The sequence below is a fragment of the Klenkia brasiliensis genome, from assembly GCF_900100695.1.
Classification (GTDB): domain Bacteria; phylum Actinomycetota; class Actinomycetes; order Mycobacteriales; family Geodermatophilaceae; genus Klenkia; species Klenkia brasiliensis.
On the sequence record NZ_FNCF01000007.1, the window covers coordinates 131,574 to 150,089 of the forward strand.

General features: G+C 75.4%; 17 protein-coding genes. 6 read left to right on the top strand and 11 right to left on the bottom strand.

Annotated elements, in window-relative coordinates; translation table 11 throughout:
• Positions 1 to 56: 56 nt before the first annotated feature.
• Together BLT39_RS19390 and BLT39_RS19395 are read right to left on the bottom strand one after the other, a co-directional pair.
• Positions 57 to 1,232, bottom strand: a complete 1,176-nt coding sequence (locus BLT39_RS19390; RefSeq protein ID WP_091067897.1) for a zinc-dependent alcohol dehydrogenase — start codon at positions 1,230 to 1,232, stop codon at positions 57 to 59.
• On the bottom strand, positions 1,229 to 2,170 hold the full coding sequence (locus tag BLT39_RS19395) for an SRPBCC family protein (RefSeq protein WP_091067900.1): 942 nt from the start codon (positions 2,168 to 2,170) through the stop codon (positions 1,229 to 1,231). Before BLT39_RS19395 ends, BLT39_RS19390 begins: the two co-directional genes overlap by 4 nt.
• 159 nt (positions 2,171 to 2,329) lie before the next feature.
• Between BLT39_RS19395 and BLT39_RS19400 the strand changes: the two genes are divergently transcribed.
• Genes BLT39_RS19400 through BLT39_RS19415 form a run of 4 tightly spaced genes read left to right on the top strand, consistent with a single transcriptional unit; the run spans position 2,330 to position 5,766 of the window.
• Positions 2,330 to 2,887 carry a type 1 glutamine amidotransferase domain-containing protein gene (locus BLT39_RS19400; protein ID WP_091068126.1) on the top strand — a complete coding sequence of 186 codons (558 nt, stop codon included), beginning with the start codon at positions 2,330 to 2,332 and terminating at the stop codon, positions 2,885 to 2,887.
• Positions 2,884 to 3,567: a DUF1345 domain-containing protein gene (locus BLT39_RS19405; protein WP_207508183.1), complete on the top strand. Its 684-nt coding sequence runs from the start codon at positions 2,884 to 2,886 to the stop codon at positions 3,565 to 3,567. Before BLT39_RS19400 ends, BLT39_RS19405 begins: the two co-directional genes overlap by 4 nt.
• Positions 3,568 to 3,589: 22 nt before the next feature.
• The gene (locus BLT39_RS19410; protein WP_091067904.1) at positions 3,590 to 4,555 is read left to right on the top strand and encodes a glucosyl-3-phosphoglycerate synthase; all 966 of its coding nucleotides are present in this window, start codon (positions 3,590 to 3,592) and stop codon (positions 4,553 to 4,555) included.
• A gap of 8 nt (positions 4,556 to 4,563) precedes the next feature.
• Positions 4,564 to 5,766 (top strand): glycosyltransferase, encoded by a 1,203-nt coding sequence (locus BLT39_RS19415; RefSeq protein WP_091068131.1) that lies wholly within the window; start codon positions 4,564 to 4,566, stop codon positions 5,764 to 5,766.
• On the opposite strand, the gene BLT39_RS19420 is transcribed toward BLT39_RS19415, so the two are convergent.
• Genes BLT39_RS19420 through BLT39_RS19445 form a run of 6 tightly spaced genes read right to left on the bottom strand, consistent with a single transcriptional unit; the run spans position 5,711 to position 11,259 of the window.
• Positions 5,711 to 6,793: a zinc-dependent alcohol dehydrogenase gene (locus tag BLT39_RS19420; RefSeq protein WP_091067907.1), complete on the bottom strand. Its 1,083-nt coding sequence runs from the start codon at positions 6,791 to 6,793 to the stop codon at positions 5,711 to 5,713. The two genes, BLT39_RS19415 and BLT39_RS19420, sit on opposite strands and share 56 nt — an antisense overlap.
• Positions 6,790 to 7,743: a Gfo/Idh/MocA family protein gene (locus tag BLT39_RS19425; RefSeq protein WP_091067911.1), complete on the bottom strand. Its 954-nt coding sequence runs from the start codon at positions 7,741 to 7,743 to the stop codon at positions 6,790 to 6,792. Before BLT39_RS19425 ends, BLT39_RS19420 begins: the two co-directional genes overlap by 4 nt.
• A gap of 4 nt (positions 7,744 to 7,747) precedes the next feature.
• Positions 7,748 to 8,461 carry a hypothetical protein gene (locus tag BLT39_RS19430; protein ID WP_091067914.1) on the bottom strand — a complete coding sequence of 238 codons (714 nt, stop codon included), beginning with the start codon at positions 8,459 to 8,461 and terminating at the stop codon, positions 7,748 to 7,750.
• Between the two features lie 5 nt (positions 8,462 to 8,466).
• Positions 8,467 to 9,642 (bottom strand): zinc-dependent alcohol dehydrogenase, encoded by a 1,176-nt coding sequence (locus BLT39_RS19435; protein ID WP_091067917.1) that lies wholly within the window; start codon positions 9,640 to 9,642, stop codon positions 8,467 to 8,469.
• On the bottom strand, positions 9,639 to 10,109 hold the full coding sequence (locus BLT39_RS19440) for an SRPBCC family protein (RefSeq protein WP_091067919.1): 471 nt from the start codon (positions 10,107 to 10,109) through the stop codon (positions 9,639 to 9,641). Before BLT39_RS19440 ends, BLT39_RS19435 begins: the two co-directional genes overlap by 4 nt.
• Position 10,110: 1 nt before the next feature.
• Entirely contained in the window at positions 10,111 to 11,259 is a 1,149-nt protein-coding gene (locus tag BLT39_RS19445) for a glutathione-independent formaldehyde dehydrogenase (RefSeq protein WP_091067922.1), read from the bottom strand.
• Positions 11,260 to 11,501: 242 nt separating this feature from the next.
• On the opposite strand from BLT39_RS19445, the gene BLT39_RS19450 reads away from it, so the two are divergent.
• On the top strand, positions 11,502 to 12,191 hold the full coding sequence (locus BLT39_RS19450) for a helix-turn-helix transcriptional regulator (RefSeq protein WP_091067925.1): 690 nt from the start codon (positions 11,502 to 11,504) through the stop codon (positions 12,189 to 12,191).
• A gap of 145 nt (positions 12,192 to 12,336) precedes the next feature.
• On the opposite strand, the gene BLT39_RS19455 is transcribed toward BLT39_RS19450, so the two are convergent.
• Both BLT39_RS19455 and nhaA read right to left on the bottom strand, forming a co-directional pair.
• Positions 12,337 to 14,190: a glycoside hydrolase family 15 protein gene (locus BLT39_RS19455; RefSeq protein WP_091067929.1), complete on the bottom strand. Its 1,854-nt coding sequence runs from the start codon at positions 14,188 to 14,190 to the stop codon at positions 12,337 to 12,339.
• An 81-nt stretch (positions 14,191 to 14,271) separates the two neighbouring features.
• Positions 14,272 to 15,558: a Na+/H+ antiporter NhaA gene (nhaA, locus tag BLT39_RS19460; protein ID WP_091067932.1), complete on the bottom strand. Its 1,287-nt coding sequence runs from the start codon at positions 15,556 to 15,558 to the stop codon at positions 14,272 to 14,274.
• Positions 15,559 to 15,962: 404 nt separating this feature from the next.
• Between nhaA and BLT39_RS19465 the strand changes: the two genes are divergently transcribed.
• Positions 15,963 to 17,615: a M48 family metalloprotease gene (locus BLT39_RS19465; protein WP_165640339.1), complete on the top strand. Its 1,653-nt coding sequence runs from the start codon at positions 15,963 to 15,965 to the stop codon at positions 17,613 to 17,615.
• Positions 17,616 to 17,634: 19 nt separating this feature from the next.
• On the opposite strand, the gene BLT39_RS19470 is transcribed toward BLT39_RS19465, so the two are convergent.
• Positions 17,635 to 18,501: a nucleotidyltransferase domain-containing protein gene (locus tag BLT39_RS19470; protein WP_207508187.1), complete on the bottom strand. Its 867-nt coding sequence runs from the start codon at positions 18,499 to 18,501 to the stop codon at positions 17,635 to 17,637.
• Between the last annotated feature and the right edge of the window lie 15 nt (positions 18,502 to 18,516).

The following is an 18,516-nucleotide window of genomic DNA, read 5'->3' on the forward strand; positions in this document are numbered from 1 at the left end:
TCGACCCTAGGCGTTGCGGCCCCGCGGGAGTCCGGGCCCGACCGCGCGACGCCACGTCAGGGGGTGAGGACGACCTTCTCGCAGTGGTCCTGCTTGTGCTTGAAGACGTCGTAGCCGTGCGGGGCCTCCGACAGCGGCAACCGGTGGGTGATGATCCGGGTCGGGTCGATCTCGCCGCGCTCGATCCGCTCGAGCAGCGGGCGCATGTACCGCTGCACGTGGCACTGCCCGGTGCGCAGGGTGATGGACCGGTTCATCCACGCCCCGGCCGGGAACTTGTCGATGAACCCGCCGTACACCCCGATCACCGACACGATGCCCCCGCTGCGGCAGGACGTGATGGCCTGGCGCAGCGCGTGCGGGCGGTCGGTCTCCGCGCGCACGGCCTGCTTGGCCCGGTCGTAGAGCTGCACATGCGCGGCGCCGTGCGTGGCCTCCATGCCCACGGCGTCGATGCACTTGTCCGGGCCGCGGCCACCGGTGAGCTCGAGCAGCCGGGAGCGGACGTCGGTGTCGGAGTAGTCGATGGTCGTGTAGCCCTGGGACGCGGCCATCTCCAACCGGTAGGGGACGTCGTCGATGGCGATCACGTGCGCCGCACCGAGCACGCGGGCGGAGTCCATCGCGAACTGCCCGACCGGCCCGGCGCCCCAGACGGCCACGACGTCGCCGTCGTGGATGTCGCACATGTCGGCACCCATGAAGCCGGTGGGCAGGATGTCGGAGAGGAAGAGCACCTGCTCGTCGGTGAGGTCGGACTCGATCTTCAGCGGGTTGACGTCGGCGAGCACCACCCGGGCGTACTCGGCCTGGCCGCCGGCGAAGCCGCCGGTGAGGTGGGAGTAGCCGTAGATCCCGGCGGTCGGGTGGCCGAACATCTTCTCCGCCAGGCCGGCGTTGGGGTTGGTGTTCTCGCAGCACGACCACAGGTCCGCCAGGCACGCGGCGCACGCCCCGCAGCCGATCGGGAAGGGGACGACGACGCGGTCGCCCACCCGCAGCTTGTCCCGGTCCACGCCGGGGCCGACCTCGACGACCTCGCCCATGAACTCATGGCCCATGATGTCGCCCTTCTGCATCGTCGGCACGTAGCCGTCGAGCAGGTGCAGGTCCGAGCCGCAGATCGCCGTGGAGGTGATCCTCACGATCGCGTCGCGGCTGTTCAGGATGGACGGGTCGGGCACCTCGGTGACCTCGACCGTGTTCGGGCTGATCCAGCAGTTGGCCTTCATGCCAGTGCCTCCGCGCGCTCGTCGTCGGTCAGGGGGTGGGCGGGGTGCTGCGGGAACTCCTCGCGGGCCTGCTTGCCGCGGGGTGCGCCGTCGCTGCGGACCACCTCACCGGTCTCCATCACCTGCTTGAACCGGCGCAGGTCGTCGTCGAGCTGCTGGGAGGGCTCCTCCCCGAACCACCGGGCGACGGCCTTCCCGACCGCCCCGCCGGGGATGCGGTAGTTCAGCGCCACGTGCACCTCCGTGCCCCGCCCGCCGGGCGCGGGCAGGAAGAGCACCTCGCCGTTGTTCGGCACGTCGGCGCCGTCGAGGGAGCGCCAGGCGATCCGCTCCCCGGGGACGTCGGCGGTGGTCTCGGCGTCCCACTCGACGGACTTCCCGAAGGGGGCGCTGGCCTTCCACCGGCTGCGCCCGCCCCCGGTGTCGCGCACCTCGTCCAGGTGTGCCATGAACGTGGGCAGCCGGTCGAGCTGGCGCCAGAACGCGTACACCTCCTCCGGTGGCCGGGTGACGGTCGTGGTCGACGTGAGCTCCATGGGTCTCCTGGTCTCTTTCCGGTTCGAGCGGGTGAGGGCGGCGTGCACGTCGACGGCGGTCACGACGGCCAGGGCCGCCGTGCTGAGCACCGTGCGCTGCAGGCCGCGGCCGTCGTGGTGGCGCAGGGCGCGGCCCATCAGCGTCAGGTCCATCGCGTCGCCGCCGACGCGGGCCCACAGCCACGCGGGGTGCGGGCGGCCGAGCAGGCCGGCCGCGGCGACCAGCTCCCGGACGCCGACGACCACCGTGGCCGTGCGGTGCCGGGGGGCGTCACCGACGCCGAGGGCCCGGGCGACCTCGGCCGGTCGCAGCACCTGCGGGACGCCGAGCGCCGCGCTGAACAGGCCCAGGCCGCGGGTCAGCGGGTCGGCCCGCAGCGGTGCGTGGGGTGGGGACGGCATCGCGCACCTCCGGGTGTCGGTCGTCGGAGCACCCAGCCCACCTCCGGGGTGCCGGTCGGCGCCATCGGCAGGTCTGCCGATGTGGTGCGCGGTCTGCGGCGGCTTCCATCGGCGTGCACCCCGAGCCCGGCGGGTCGCAAGAGTGCGGAGGTGGCCGACGTGGCCGGTGAGCTGAAGGGACGACGGGTCGCGATCCTGGCGGCGGACGGGGTGGAGCGGGTCGAGCTGGAGCAGCCCCGACAGGCCCTGGAGGACGCCGGTGCCCGCACCGAGGTCCTGTCGATCGCGAGCGGCGAGATCCAGGCGCGCGACCACGACCTGGCCGACGCCGGCACGTTCGGCGTGGACGGGCTGGTGGGGGACGCCTTGGTCGGGGACTACGACGCCCTGCTGCTGCCCGGCGGCACGGTGAACCCGGACAAGCTCCGGGTGGAGGCCGACGCCGTCCGCTTCGCCGGGGACTTCGTCCGGTCGGGCAAGCCGGTGGCCTCCATCTGCCACGGTCCGTGGACCCTCGCCGAGGCCGGCGTGGTCACCGGTCGGCGGCTGACGTCGTGGCCCAGCGTGCGCACCGACCTGCGCAACGCCGGCGCCGAGGTGGTCGACGAGGAGGTCGTCACCGACGGCAACCTGACCACCAGCCGCTCGCCGGACGACCTCCCCGCGTTCTGCGCCCGCATCGTGCAGGAGTTCGCCCGGCCCGCGGCCGGCCGGTGAGCGGGGGGCACCGCGGGCCCACCGCCACCGCCGCCCCGGACACCGACGCCCAGATCCTGTCCTGGCGCCGCATCCTGGTCAGCCTCGCGGCCGGCGTCGTGGTGGGCGGTGCGCTGGGGGTCGCCGGGCTGCCCGAGCTCGCGGTGCTCGCCGGCTGGACCGTCGCGGCCGGCGGCCTGCTCACCTGGGTCTGGCGGGTCAGCTGGCCGCGCGACGCCGACGGCACCCGGCGGCTGGCCGAGGAGGAGGGGCGGACCCGGGCCACCGACACCGCCGTCCTGGTCGCCGCCGTGGTCAGCCTCGGCGCCGTCGCCGAGGCGCTGGTGCGGTCCGGGTCGCCCGACGCGGTGGGGGTCGCGGTCGTCGTCCTCGGCGTGCTCGTCGTGATGCTGTCCTGGGCGCTGGTGAACACCGTCTTCGCCCTCAAGTACGCCCGCCACCACTACGAGGGCGCCGACGGCGGCATCGACTTCGGCCAGCGGGAACCCCCGGCCTACAGCGACTTCGCCTACCTGGCGTTCACCGTCGGCATGAGCTTCGCCGTCCCCGACACGCAGTTCACGGCGACGCCCGTCCGCAAGGTCGCCCTCGCGCACTCCCTGCTGTCCTACCTGTTCGGCACGGTGGTGATCGCCGTGGCCGTCAACCTGGTGACCAACCTCGGCCAGCAGGGGCAGTGACCGGCCGACCGCAGGAGGAGCCGTGCACACCGACGCCGCCGCCCTCCTCGCCCGGCGCACCGGCGCCGTCGGGGACCACGACCCCGCCACGCTGCTGGCCGAGAAGCGCCGGCAGGGCCTGACCGTCAGCGTCGTGCTGCCGGCCCGGGACGAGGCGGACACCGTCGGCACGATCGTGACCACCCTGCGGCGGGCCTGGCAGGAGGAGGTGCCCCTGGTCGACGAGGTCGTCGTCGTGGACAGCGACTCCGTCGACGACACCGCCGCGGTCGCCGCGGCCGCCGGCGCCCGGGTCGTCGCCGTCGACGCGGTGCTGCCCCACCTGGGCCGGCTGCCCGGGGGCGGCAAGGGGGAGGCGCTGTGGAAGTCGCTGGCCGTCACCTCCGGCGACCTGCTGGTGTTCATGGACGCCGACCTCGTCGACGTCGACCCCGGCTACGTCCCGGGTCTGCTCGGGCCGCTGCTCACCGACCCGACCGTGGGCTACGTCAAGGGCGTCTACGACCGTCCCCTCGCGACCACCGAGGGCCTGGTCCCGACCGGCGGCGGCCGGGTCACCGAGCTGCTGGCCCGGCCGCTGCTCAACGCCCTCTGGCCGGAGCTGGCCGGGGTGATCCAGCCGCTGGGCGGGGAGTACGCCGGCCGGCGGCACCTGCTCGAGCAGGTGCCCTTCGTCTCCGGCTACGGCGTGGAGTTCGGCCTGCTCGTCGACCTGACCCGGCTGGCCGGCGTGCAGACCCTGGCCCAGGTCGACCTCGGCACCCGCCGGCACACCCACCAGGGCGACGCGGCCCTGGGACGGATGGCCGGCCAGATCCTGCAGACGGCGCTGGCCCGGTTGCCCGGCGGCGCACCGGTGCCGGCCACCCGGCTGCTGCAGTTCGTGCGCACCGACAGCACCGTCGACGTCGTCGGGTGGGACGTCGGCGTGCACGAACGGCCGCCCATGGCGCACGTCCGACGGGTGCCGGCCGAGGCGGACCGGTGAAGGTGCTCATGGACGCCGGCCCCTGGCTGGCCGTCCCCCCGGTCGGCTACGGGGGCCTGGAGAACGTGGTGGCCACCCTGACCGGCGAGCTGTGCGACCGCGGGCACGAGGTCGTCCTGGCCACGGTGGGGGAGTCCGCGCAGCCGGCCGCCGAGCGGGTCTCCGCCTTCGCCACCGGTCAGTTCCACCGGCTGGCCGGTCCCTACCCCGAGGTCGTCGGGGTCGCCCACGCGCACGCCCGGCTCGTCCTGGACACCCTGGCCCGGCACGCCGCGGCGGGGGCGCCGTTCGACCTCGTGCACACCCACCTCGAGGTCGTCGGCCCGGCCGTCCTGGGCGCCCTGGGGGTCAGCGCCCCGCCGGTGGTGCACACCCTGCACTGGGACCTGGCCCGCAACGCGGACTTCTACGCCACCTTCGACGGCGGCGGCCGGGTCGGCTACGTGGGTGTCTCGGCCAGCCAGCTGGAGCGCGGTCCCGACCTGTTGCGCCGCCAGGCGCTCGGGCACGTGCCGCTGGCCGTCCCGCCGGCCACCGCCCCGCCCCTGCCGCGCGGCGCCCGGGGCGCGCACGCGGTGCTGCTGGCCCGGCTGACCCCCGCCAAGGGCGCGCCCACGGCCATCGCGGCCTGCGCGCGGGCCGGCGTCCCGCTGGTCCTGGCCGGCCCGGTGGGACCCCACCCGGACGTGGCCTCCCTGCAGGCCGCCCTCGCCGACGACCGGGCCCCGCTGGGCGCCGACGTCGCCTGGTTCCTCGAGCACGTGCAGCCCCACCTGGACGGGGAGCGGGTGCGGTGGGTGGGCAGCGTCTCGGGCCGCGCGAAGGCCGAGCTGCTCGCCACGGCGCGCGCCGCGCTGTTCCCGGTCGCGTGGGAGGAACCCGGCGGGACGGCGGTCTGCGAGGCCCTCACCGTCGGCACACCGGTGGTCGCGATGGCGCGCGGCTGCCTGCCCACCCTGGTCGACCACGGCCGCACCGGGTTCCTGGCCACCGACCTGGACGGCTTCACCGACGGGCTGCGCCGCGTCGACGAGGTCGACCCCGCCGACTGCGCAGCGGTGGCGCGGGAGCGGTTCGCGCCGGCCGTGATGGCCGCCGCCTACGAGGCGGTCTACCGGCGCGTGCTCGGGCGGGCACCCGAGCAGACCCGCCCCCTCACCCTGCCGGGCCCGCGAACACCACGGTCAGGGCGTGCCGCCGCCGCTCGCTGAGCTCGGCGACGACCCGCGGGGCCTCGGCCAGCGGCAGCACGTCGGTGACCAGCACCTCGCGCACCAGCGTGCCGTGCCCGGCGAGCAGCGCCAGGGTCTCGACGGCCAGCCGCCGCCGGTCCCACAGGTGCGCCAGCCCGCGGGGCACCCGACCGATCTGGGCGCAGACCACCGCGAGCCCGTTGTGGTGGAACTCCTCGCCCAGCCGCACCTCACCGGCGCCGCCGGTGTAGAACGCCAGGTCGACCACCGTGCCCTGCGGGCGCAGGCAGCGCAGGGCGGTGGCCAGCGCCGCCGCGGTGCCCCGGCACTGGAACACCACGTCGGCGCCGCGGTCGGCCGGGCCGTGCCGCCACCGGGTCTTCAGCTCCCGGGCCAGGTCCGGTACGTCGTCGGCGGCCTGCAGGCCCAGCGCCCGCGCGGCCGACCGCCGGGCCGGTGTCGGGTCCACCACGACCACCTCGGCGGCACCGTGCACCTGGGCCAGCAGCCCGACCAGCAGCCCGACCGGGCCGCCGCCGGTGACCACGACCAGACGCCCCCGGACGCCGTCGGCGAGGTCCCGGCCGCCGACGTCGGCCGCGGCGTGCAGCAGGCCGTTCACGCAGATGGGGCCCAGGTGCGCGACGTACACCCCGAGCACGGCGTCCAGGCCGGCCGGCAGCGGGACGACCGCCTGGGCCAGCGGGTCGCCGTGGACGACGGTGGCGTGCCCGTACGCCATCGCGACCAGGTCGCCGGGTGCCACGGCCGGCGTCCGGGTGTCGGTGACGCGGGCGACCTCCATGTAGCCCAGCCGGCGGACCGGGAAGGACTGCACCGGTCCGCCGGGGTCGAAGAGCCCGAGGTCAGCGTCCCAGCCGGTGGTGAGGTAGGGGCTGGTGCCGCGGTACCAGGTGAGCTCGGTGCCCGCCGACAGCCCCGTCCACGCCGTCTCGGCCCGGAACCGGCCCTCGGCCAGCGCCGGTTCCTCGGTGTCCTCGAACGCCAGCTCGCCGGCGCGGGGCACCACCAGCGTGCGGATCACCGGGCGACCCGCACCGTCGAGCCGGTCCGGGTGGCCTCGGCCAGCGCCCAGGCCAGCCGGTGGGTGCGCAGCGCCTCGGCGACGTCGACCAGCCCGGCCGCCGGGACGCCGCCGGCGAGGACGTCGACGAACGCGCGGTCGACGGCCACCCGGGGGTCGACGGCGGGCGTGCGCTGCTCGTCGCGTCCCCGGTCGCGCACCGACAGCGAGGTCTCGGTGAGCTGCACGACCAGGTCGTCGGCGACGACGTCGAGACCGGCGGCGGTGGGCCCGGGCAGCACGCACGAGGTGCTCACCGACCCCACCGCGCCCGAGGCCATCCGCAGGACGGCCGCGGTGGCGTCGGGCACGCCGCGGTCGTCGTGCGTGGACGCCGCGGCGGCGCCGACGACCTCGTCGACCTCCCCGGCCAGCACCCGCACCAGGTCCAGCACGTGGGTGGCCTGCTCGACCAGTTGGCCCCCCGACCGGGCAGGGTCCCGCCACCACGCCGGCGGCGGCGTGCCGCCCCACCAGCGCGCCGCCACCAACCGGGGCACCCGGCCGGCCAGCTCGGCCCGGGCCGCGGCCACGGTGTCCAGGTGCCGCCAGTGGTACCCGGTCGCGGTGGGCAGGCCGGACGCCGCGACCAGGGCGGCGACCTGCACCGCGGTCGCCAGGTCGGCGGCCAGCGGCTTCTCCGTGAAGAAGGGCACCTCGGCCGCCACGACCTGCACCTCCAGCTCGCCGTGGGCGAAGGGCGGCACGCACAGCCAGACGCCGTCCGGGCGGGCCGCCAGCAGCTCGGCCACGGGCACGACCGGCGCCCCGGTGCTGTCGGCGAGAGCGCGGGCCGCCCCCGGCACGGGGTCGGCGATGCCCAGCAGCTCCACGTCGGCGAACCCGGCCAGCACCCGGGCGTGCCGGGCGCCGACCGCGCCGGCGCCCACCAGGCCCACCCGCACGCTCATGCGGTCACCCGCCCAGCTGGCCGACGGCGGCCGAGATGACGACGAGGGTGGTGAGCAGGGCCGCGGAGGCCTGGATGCCCATGAGGACCTTCGCGCGGGTGGTCAGGGGCATGGTGTCGGCGGGGGAGAAGGCACTGGAGTTGGTGAGGGACAGGTACAGGTAGTCGGGGAAGGACGGGACCCAGTCGGCCTCCACGCTGGAGCCCCGGGCCACCTCGCGGACGGCGTCGTGGTCCTCGTCCTGGGAGAAGCGCCAGTCCGCCGGGGGCAGGTCGTCCCGGCGCCGCCGGCGACGCGACACCGGCCCGCCGCGGTCCAGCTGGGCGTAGGCCAGGGCGAAGGCCAGCACGCCGGTCACCCAGATCTGCAGGGCCGCGGTGAGCAGCGTCCCCGAGTCGGAGGCGGCCGGGGTGCCGCGCACCAGGGCCGTGACGGTCAGCCCGAGCGCGGCGAGGTTGGTCGCGGCGATGACCGCGACCAGCGCGAGCGCGGCGCGGCGCGACCAGACGGTCTCGCGGTCCATCCGCCACGGGTTGACCACCAGCAGCGCGACCAGCAGGAGTGCCTCGACGGCGGGGACGGCGAACCGCGGCGCGAGCAGCAGGTCGTCGGGCAGGGCCGCGTACGCCGCCGCCGCGACCACGGTGGCCACCGCGTACGGGGCACGGACCTCCCCGCGGCGGTCGCGGTCCGCGCCGCGCCGCGGGGGGTCCTCCACCTCCCTCAACCCGCCGGCTTGAAGACGGCGCGGACGCAGCCGTCCTCCTTCTCCTTGAACATCCGGTACCCCTCGGGGCCCTGCTCCAGCGACATCACGTGGGTGGCCAGGTGCTCGGTGCGCACCTCGCCGGAGTCCATCAGGTCCAGGATCTCGGGGACGTAGCGCTGGCCGTGCTGCTGGGCCCCGCGCAGGGTGAGCGCCTTGTTCATCACCGCGCCCAGCGGGAACTTGTCCACCAGGCCGCCGAAGACCCCGAGGGTGAACACGGTGCCGCCCTTGCGGCAGGCGTGGATCGCCTCCCGCACCGCCGTCGGCCGGTCGCTCTGCAGCCGCAGCTGCTGCTTGACCTGGTCGTAGACGTGCTGCACGCCGGTGCCGTGGGCCTCCATCCCGACCGCCTCGATGCACACGTCGGGCCCGCGCCCGCCGGTCATCTCCCGCAGCTCGGCCAGGACGTCGACCTGCTCGTAGTCCAGCGTCTCGGCCCCGATGTGGGTGCGCACCTGCTCGAGGCGGTTGTCGAGGCGGTCGACGACCACCACCCGCTCGGCGCCCATCAGCATCGCCTTGCGGGCCGCCATCTGGCCCACCCCGCCGGCGCCCCACACCGCGACGACGTCCCCGGCCTGCACCCCCGCCTGGTCCGCCCCGGTCCACCCGGTGGGTGCCGCGTCCGAGGCGAACAGCGCGCGCTCGTCGCTGACCCCGTCGGGGATGGTGAAGGCACCGTGGTCGGCGTGGGGCACCCGGATGTAGCGGGCGTGGCTGCCGGCGTACCCGCCGAGGGCGTGCGAGTAGCCGAAGCAGCCGCCGATCGACTGGCCCCACAGCGCCTCGGTCATGCCCGGGTTGGGGTTGCCGTTGTCGCACAGCGACCACAGCCCCTGCCGGCAGTACCAGCACTGCCCGCAGCCGATGAAGGACACCACCACCACGCGGTCGCCCACCCGGTGCCGGGTCACGGCGGGGCCCACCTCGGCGACGGTGCCCATGAACTCGTGGCCCAGCACGTCCCCGGCCCGCATGGCCGGGATGTAGCCGCCCATGAGGTGCAGGTCCGAGCCGCAGGTCACGCTCAGCCCCACCTCCAGGACGATGTCGCCCGGGTCGAGGATGGTGGGGTCCGGCACGTCCTCGACCCCGATCTCGTTGACCCCCCGCCAGGTGATCGCCCTCATCGCACACCTGCCCCGGCCGCGCCCCGGGTCCACGCCTCCAGCAGCGCGCCGCCGGGGGTCGCCGTCCGCCGTCCGTGCGGGACGGGGTCGACGGTGAGCACCGCGCCCACCTCGAGCAGCTGCTTGGCCCGGCGCAGCGCCGACCGCAGGTCGGCCTCGGGGTCGGCCCCGGCGAGCCGGGCGGGGGCAGGGCCCGGCGGGCGGCGGTCGCGCAGCCGGGCCCGCAGCTCGGTGCCCTTGCCGGCCGGGGCGGGGTCGGCCCGCACCTCGATGCGGTGGCCGAACTCGGCCAGCGGGGCGGGCAGCGACGCCAGGTCGACATCGCCGGGGTCGCGCAGCACCGTGACGGCCAGCCACCCGGCTGCCGTCCGCCCCGCCGTGGCGGACGCGCTGCCCGTCGGGTCCACCAGCGACCGGACCCGGCCCACCACGGCACCCGCCAGGTAGGTCAGCGTGTCGGTGGCCACCTCAGACCCCCGCCGGCTTGAGGACCACCTTGGTCCAGCCCTCGTCGCGGGCGTCGAAGTGCTGGTAGGCCTCGGGGGCCTCGTCCAGCGAGAGCTGGTGGCTGACGATGAACGATGGCTCGGCCTTGCCGGCGGCGATGAGGTCGCGCAGCTGCCGGTTGTACTTCTTCACCGGCGCCTGGCCGCTGCCGAGGTGTTGGCCCTTGAACCAGAACAGGCCCTGGTCGAAGGCGATCTGGCCGTTGCGGGCGAGCTCGTCCGACGCCCCCGGGTCCTGGGGGACGAAGACGCCGACGCAGCCGATCCTCCCGGTGAACCGCACCGACTGCACCAGCTTGTTCATCGTGGCGTTGGGCTGCTCGTCGCCCGACGGGTCGTGCGCCTGGTAGCCCACGCACTCGCAGCCGTTGTCCGCGCCCAGCCCCAGCGTCTGCTCCAGCACGGCCTCGACCGGGTCCACCTGCGAGTCGTCGATGGCGATGGCGCCGATGGACTCCGCCAGCCGCAGCCGGTCGGGGTGGCGGTCGACGACCATCACCTTGCTGGCGCCGCGGATGGTCGCCGAGAGCGCGGCCATCAGCCCGACCGGGCCGGCCCCGTAGATGACCGTCTGGTCGCCGGGGGAGACCCCGGCCATCTCGGTGGCGTGGTAGCCGGTCGGGAAGATGTCGGCCAGCATCACGTAGTCGGCGGCGCGCTCGTCGGCGTCCTCGCCCAGCCGCAGGCAGTTGAAGTCGCCCCAGGGCACCCGCAGCAGCTCGGCCTGGCCGCCGGCCCAGGGGCCCATGTCGGCGAACCCGTAGGCGGCGCCGGCCATGTGCGGGTCGGGCTGGGCGGTGAGGCAGTAGTTGGTCAGCCCCCGCTCGCAGTTCTTGCAGTGCCCGCAGGCCACGTTGAACGGCAGGACGACGCGGTCCCCGACCTGCACCTTGTCGACACCGTCCCCGACCTCGATGACCTCGCCCATGTTCTCGTGGCCGAACCAGCGACCGGTCTCGAAGTCGGTGCGGCCCTCGTACATGTGCAGGTCCGAGCCGCAGATGTTGGTCGTGGTGACCCGCACCAGCACGTCGGTGGACCGCTCGACCCGGGCGTCCGGGACGTCCTCCACGCCGACCTCGCGCGGTCCCTTGTAGACGACTGCCTTCATGGTGCCTCCTCGTCCGTTGCCGATCCCTGGTCGCTGCGTACGTCCACCGGACGCCGGGCGCCGGGCGCCCCTCCATCCGACGCCGGGACCGCGGAGCGGGGTATCGGCAGACCTGCCCATCCGGGCTCGGCAGGTCCCTCGACAGGACGCCGGCGCCGGGATCCGTTAGACAGGTGGCAGCGGCCCGGCGGCGGCCACGTCCAGACTGGGCGTCGGTGTCCCGCCCTGGCCCTGGAGAGCCCATGGCGCCACCGAGCGCTCACCCGGTCGGGATCGCCGACCCCGCCCGTCCGTCGTGCGGACGGGCGCCCGAGCTGCAGACCTGGGCGGAGTGCTTCCGCCCGGCCGGCTACCTGCAGGCGCTGCGCCTGTCGCTGGTCGGGGACGGGCGACGCCAGGCACAGCCCCAGCGCTCGGTGACCTCCGCCGTCCGGCTGGTCCGCGGCGCGACCGCCGGGGCGGTGCTGCACCGCCGGGGTACGAGCCCGCTGCCCGGTCTCGGGGAGGACGACCTGCTGGCCCCGCTGTCGCCGGTCCTCGACGTCGCCCGCTCCCGGATGGAGGAGGGGCTGGTGTTCGCGACCTTCCTGTGGCCCCGGGGCGGGGCGCACGCCCCGAACGGCCACACCCGGGTGACCGTGCTGAGCTGCCCGGACGCGGCGCCGGCCGGCGTGCTCGGCGCCGTCGTGCTGTCCCCGGCGGGTGACCTGCGCGGGCTGACGCCCCGGGAGCTCGAGGTGCTCGGTCTGCTGGTCGACGGCTGCACCAACCAGGAGATCGCCCGGGCGCTGGTGGTCGCGCCCCGCACGGTGGCGGCCCACCTCGAGCACGTCCTGGTCAAGCTCGACGCCTCCACCCGGACGCTGGCCGCGGTGCGGGCCGAGCGGGAGGGTCTGCTCGTGCCCTCGCTGCCCTCGCCCTGCCGGAGCTGAGCGGGGGTGCGGCTGGGGACTACCCCTGCACCGGCCCCAGGCGCTCGACCCAGGGCGGGGCGCCGCCTGAAGCACTTCCGGCGGCGCCCGTCCCGCATCACCACAACGGGTGCTCCCACCGCGGGACCCGTTGACCTGCCGTCCGTCAGCCCCGGCGCGCCCGGGCCGCGCGGGCCTGCGCCAGCTTCCAGCCCGATGCGACGACGCCGAGGTGGCTGAACGCCTGCGGGAAGTTGCCGAGGAACGACCCGTCCCGGGGGTCGATCTCCTCGCTGAGCAGCCCGAGCGGGGTGGCGCGGGCGCACAGCGAGTCGAAGAGGGCCTCCGCCTCGTCCAGCCGGCCCTGCCCGGTCAGGTTGTCCACCAGCCAGAAGCTGCAGAGCAGGAACGCGCCCTCCTCACCCGGCAGTCCGTCGTCGGACTCGGTGTGCAGGTACCGGTACATCAGGCCGTCGCCGGCGTCCAGGTGCTCGCGGACCTGCTCGACGGTGGCGACCATGCGCGGGTCGTCGAAGGGGACGACGCCGCGCAGCGGGAGGGCGAGCAGCGACCCGTCGAGCCCGCCGTCGTTGCGCTCGCCGTCCTCGGCCAGGTGCTCGGTGAAGGTGCCGCGCTCCTCGTCCCACGACCGCTCGAGGACGGCGGCCCGCATCTCGTCGGCCGCGGCCCGCCAGCGCTCCCGGGGGTGGTCCAGGCCGCAGCGGTCGGCGATGCGCAGCGCGCGGTCGACGGCGACCTGGCACATCGCCACCGAGTAGGTGAACGGCCGGCCGGCGCCGCGGATCTCCCAGATGCCCTGGTCGGGGGTGCGCCACTGCTCGATGGCCTGCTCGGCCAGCGCGGAGAGCGCCGTCCAGAGGTGGTCGTCGACCGAGCCGCCGTCCGAGGCCCACTGGTGGGCGACGTCCATCAGCTCGCCGTACACGTCGTGCTGGGTCTGCCCCGCCGCGCCGTTGCCCCAGCGGACCGGCGCCGAGCCGCGCCACCCGCGCAGCACCGGGTCCTCCTGCTCCTCGGGCGGCTGCCCGCCGTCGAGGGCGTACATGATCTTCGGGCCGCCGTCGCGCTCGGCGTTGGTGAGCGTCCAGGCCAGGAAGGAGTCGGCCTCGGTGGTCAGCCCGATGCGGCGCAGCGCGTAGACGCTGAACGCGGCGTCGCGCACCCAGGTGTAGCGGTAGTCCCAGTTGCGCACCCCGCCCACCTCCTCGGGCAGCGAGGAGGTGGCCGCGGCCATGATCGCGCCGGTCGCGGCGTGGTCGAGCAGCTTGAGGGTCAGCGCCGAGCGGCGGACCAGCCGGCGCTGCGGGCCCTCGTAGCGGATGCGCGCCGCCCAGGCCCGCCAGGCCGCCGCCGTCTGGTGCACCAGGGCGTCGGGGTCCTGCCGGTCCTGCAGCCGGGTGTTGCCCGACCAGTGCAGCGCCACGGTCAGCGGGTCGCCGGCGCGCAGGGTGACCGTGCCGCCCAGGACGCCGTCGGCGCCGACCGCCAGGGGGTGGGAGGACCACAGGGTGAGCCGCAGGTCCGGGCGGGCCGGCCAGGTGAGCGCCCAGCCGCCGCCCTCCTCGCGGACCTCGACGTCGTCCTTCGGGCGCAGCCGCACGGTCAGCTCGGCCCGGCCGGTGACCACCCGGGCCAGCCGCAGCAGCTCCGACCGGCCGGCCGGGACCAGCTCGGTGAGGTCGGCGCCCGCGCGGAGGGTGAGGCAGTCGGTCACCTCCACGACGCCGTCGGGGCCGTGCAGCTCGGTCAGCAGCACCCCGGTGTCGTCGAGGTAGCGCTGGTCGGCCGACTGCAGCCCGGTCAGCTCCAGGTCGAAGGAGCCACCCCGCTCGTGGTCGAGCAGCCCGGCGAGGAAGGGCGGGGAGTCGAAGTCGGGCAGGCACAGCCAGGGGATGGAGCCGTCCCGGGCGACGAGCGCGCACGTGGCGCCGTCCCCGATCAGGCCGTGGTCCTCGATGGGCAGCTGGCCGCGGTCTCGGGTCAGCGGGCGGGTCGGCACAGGTCTCTCCTGGGTGTCGGCTCGTCGGTGCAGGTCAGGTGCCCGCTGACCGGCCCGGCAACCGTGGGTCCGCTGGAACGGTCAGCGGCCGTGCTGCTGGTGGACGTCGGGGATGCCGTCGCCGTCGTCGTCGCGGGCCTCGGCCTCGGCGATGCGGCGGTACAGGCGGTCGCGGGGCTTGAGCACGGCGGTGGCCAGCAGCGCGGCGAGCAGGGTGCCGGTGAGGACGCCGACCTTGACGTGCTCGTCGCGCAGCGACCCGGCCCCGAACGCGAGCTCGCCGATGAGCAGCGAGACGGTGAACCCGATGCCGGCCAGCAGGGACAGCCCCACCACGTCGGGCCAGCGCAGGTCGGTGTCCAGCCGCGCGCGGGTGGTCCGGCTGACCAGCCAGGTCGCGCCGGTGATGCCGATCGCCTTGCCGGCCACCAGGCCCACCACGATGCCGATGGCGACGGTGTCGGTCAGCGAGGCGCCCAGCCCGGACAGGCCGCCGACGGTGACCCCGGCGGAGAAGAACGCGAAGACGGGGACGGCGATGCCCGCCGAGATCGGCCGGATGCGGTGCTCGAAGTGCTCGGCCAGCCCGGGGCCCGCACCGGGGGCGCGCCGCGCGACGGGGACGGTGGAGGCCAGCAGGACGCCGGCCACCGTGGCGTGCACCCCGGACTCGTGCACCAGCACCCAGGTGACGGCGGCCAGCGGCAGCAGGACCCACCACGACCGGATCCGCCGCTGCACCGCGAGGCCGAACAGCGCCAGCGGGATCAACGACAGCGCGAGCGGGCCGAAGGACAGCGCGGAGGTGTAGAAGACCGCGATGACCGTGATGGCCAGCAGGTCGTCCACGATGGCCAGGGTCAGCAGGAAGGTGCGCAGCGCGGCCGGCAGGTGCGTGCTGATGACCGCCAGCACGGCCAGGGCGAAGGCGATGTCGGTCGCGGTCGGGATGGCCCAGCCGGCCAGCCCGCCGTCGCTGCGCAGGTTGACGACCGTGAAGATCAGCGCCGGCACCGCCATGCCGCCCACCGCCGCGGCGATGGGCAGCGCGGCCTTGCGGGGGTCGCGCAGGTCGCCGGCGACGAACTCGCGCTTGAGCTCCAGGCCGGCGACGAAGAAGAAGATCGCCAGCAGGCCGTCGGCGGCCCAGGTGCCCAGTGACAGGTCCAGGTGCAGGGACGCGGGCCCGACGACGGTGTCGCGCAGGCCCTCGTAGGCCGACGCCCACGGGGTGTTCGCCCAGACCAGGGCGGCGACCGCGCCGGCGATGAGCAGGACGCCGCCGACGGTCTCCTTGCGCAGCAGCGCCGCGATGCGGGTCGCCTCGTCGTACGTGCCGCGGGCGAACAGGCGGGCGGGCGAGGTCACGGGGCGGCTCCGGGTGCAGGGGTCGGTCGAGGAGTTGCCGACCAGACTTCCCGGCGCACCGGTGCAGAGGTTACCGGCGCGGGGAGGCCGCGGCAGCTCAGCCGCGGGGGCGCAGCCGGGTGACGCGGGCCGGGGTCTGCCGTCGACGCTGCTCGGTGGCGGGCCCGCCTGCCAGGACCTGCTGGTCCCAGGACCACCGGGCCGAGCCATCCCCCGGGGGCGCCGGGACCCGATCGGCCGTGCACCCCGGGCGCGGCGCTGACCTGCGGTTCCGTCGCGCAACCATGCGATGGGGTGCCGTCGCGGTTGCTCTTGCGGACCGGGCCCGTTCCGGTGACCATTCGGCTGCGCGGTCGGTCCACCGGTCGCGGGGGGACCCACCGACGAGCGACACAGGGTGCGCCATGACCGGGTACGTGCTCCGCCGATCCGCAGTCCCCCTCGGGGTGCTGGCCGCCCTGCTCGCCGCCGGGGGCGGGGTCCTGGTCTGGTTCGGCGCCCCGCTGTGGGCGCCGGTCGTGCTCGCCGTCCTCGTCGTGTCGGCCCAGTACGCGCTCGCGCCCTACCTCGTGCAGTGGTTGATCCCGGCCCGGCGGGTCGAGTGGCTGGGCGACCGGTACGACACGCTGCACCCCGTCGGGGAGCTGGTGGTGCGGCGGTGCAGGGAGGCCGGCGTCCGCCCGGTGCGGCTGGGCATCGTCGACGACCGGACGCCCAACGCCTTCACGTTCGGGCACACCCGCGGCAACGCCCGCATCTACCTCACCCGCGGCCTGCTGGAGCGGCTCGACGAGCGCGAGCTGGACGCGGTGGTCAGCCACGAGGTGGGCCACGTCAAGCAGAACGACGTGCTGGTCATGGCCATCGCCAGCACCGTGCCGATCATCCTGTACTACCTGTTCCTGTTCTTCCGCAGCGACCGGAACGCCAACAACGCCATCCCGGCCGTGGTCGGCTTCGTCGGCTACCTGCTCTCGCAGCTCGTGCTGCTGTCGCTGGGCCGGGCCCGGGAGCTGGGCGCCGACCGGTACAGCTGCCAGGTCACCGGGGACGGCGACGCGTTGTGCTCGGCGCTGGTCGCGATCGGCTACGGGATGGGACAGGTCGACGCCGACCGGGCCTCCCGCGCGGCCGAGGCGACCCGGACCAAGGACAAGGACGCGCAGAAGGCCCTGGCCAAGGAGGAGCGGCGGCACCAGCGCACCCGGTCGATCGCGGTGCTCGGCATCGCCGACCACGGCCAGAGCACCACCATCCTCGCGGCGCGCGAGCGGGGGCTGGACCCGGCGGAGGTGATGGGCGCGCTGCGGTGGGACGCGTGCAACCCGTGGGCCCGCTTCCTGCAGCTGCTGAGCACGCACCCCCTGGTGGTCACCCGCATCGCCGCGCTGGAGGACAGCGGCCTGCCCGGTGCGCCGCAGGGGTGGAGCGCGCGGGCGGTCGCCGACTCGTGCGACGGCCCCGAGCTGACCCGCGCGCGCCGCCGGTTCTGGTTCGAGCTGCCCGTCCGCTACCTGCCCTTCATCGCCCTGCTGGTCGGGCTGGTCGCGTGGGGCCGGCACGACTGGCTGCTCCTCGCGCAGGCCGCGACGGTCGGCGGTGCCGCCCTGCTCGCCCGGACGGCGCTGACCCGGCCGCTGTGGCGGCACGTCCCCGTGGCCCGCGTCGCCCAGCTGCTCACCCGGCTCGACGTCGGCCCCGTCTCGGGGCTGCCGGTCGAGGTGCGCGGGCGGGTCATCGGGCGGGGCGTGCCCGGCTACGTGCTCAGCCCCGACCTCGTCGTGCAGGACGACTCCGGCTTCGTCCCCGTGCTCTACCAGCAGCCCTGGCCCTTCGCCCGCAGCGTCTTCGGCCTGCTGCGGGTGCCCGAGCTGATGGACACCGACGTCGTCGTCCGGGGCTGGTACCGCCGTTCCCCGGCGCCGGTGCTCGAGCTGCGCGACCTGGTGCCCGACCGGGGCGCACGGGTGCGCGGGTTCCAGTGGGCGACCGCGTACGCGGTGTCCCTCGCGCTGCTCGTCGCCGGCGCCGTCGCCTGGACCCAGCTGGCCGGCTGACCGCGGCCGCCGGGTGCCCTCAGCGGCGGGCCCAGGAGGCCAGGTAACTGCGGTGCAGCCACCCGTCCACCCAGGCGTGGTCGGGCTCGTCGGGCACGGTGGCGCTGTCCCGCAGCTCGACCAGGCGGCGCTCGGCGTCGTCGACCGCGGCCACGACCTCGGGCAGCGGCACCTCGCCGGCACGGACCGCGCGCAGGTACGAGCGGTCGGGTTCGGGCACGGGCAGGGAGATCCGCCCGGTGCTCAGCAGCTCGACCCCCTGCACGCCCAGCCGCAGCGCGTGCATCGCGTACTTGGTGTCGTAGCCGTGCACGGCCACCAGCTCGGGCCGGTTGGTGTGGGCGCCGGCCTCGCCGGTCATCGCCGCGCGCTGGCCGGCCAGGTAGCCGAGGAACCTGTCGGCGGCCAGCCGCGAGACGAACCGGTGCGCGTTGTCGACCAGCTCGGCCCCCGCCTCGTCGCGGTGCACCACCTCGGCGTCGGGCACGAAGAGCAGCAGGAGCACCGTGGGGTTGCCGGCCAGCGCCAGCCGCGCCCACTTGCGCGCCGAGTAGACGACGACGTCCAGGTCCCCGGCGCCCGACCGGTTCGCCAGGCCGCCCGGCCGGTCCCACACGGTGTGCCGCTGGTACTGCTCGAACGGGATGCCGCCACCCACCCGGGCCACCCCGGTCACGAACTCCGGCGGCTCGAGGCAGATGCCCATCTCGTCCCGGTCGTCCTGCCCGGAGATCGACGTCCCGTGCACCCCCGACCCGACCTGGACCCGCAGGATGGTGCCCTCCTCGGCGATGCGGCGGGCCTGCTCGGAGGCGTGCGGGTGGTCGTAGCCGGGCGGCAGCGACCGGTCGCCGAGCACCACCTTCGACGGGAACGGTGCGGACACGACGGCCACACTCCC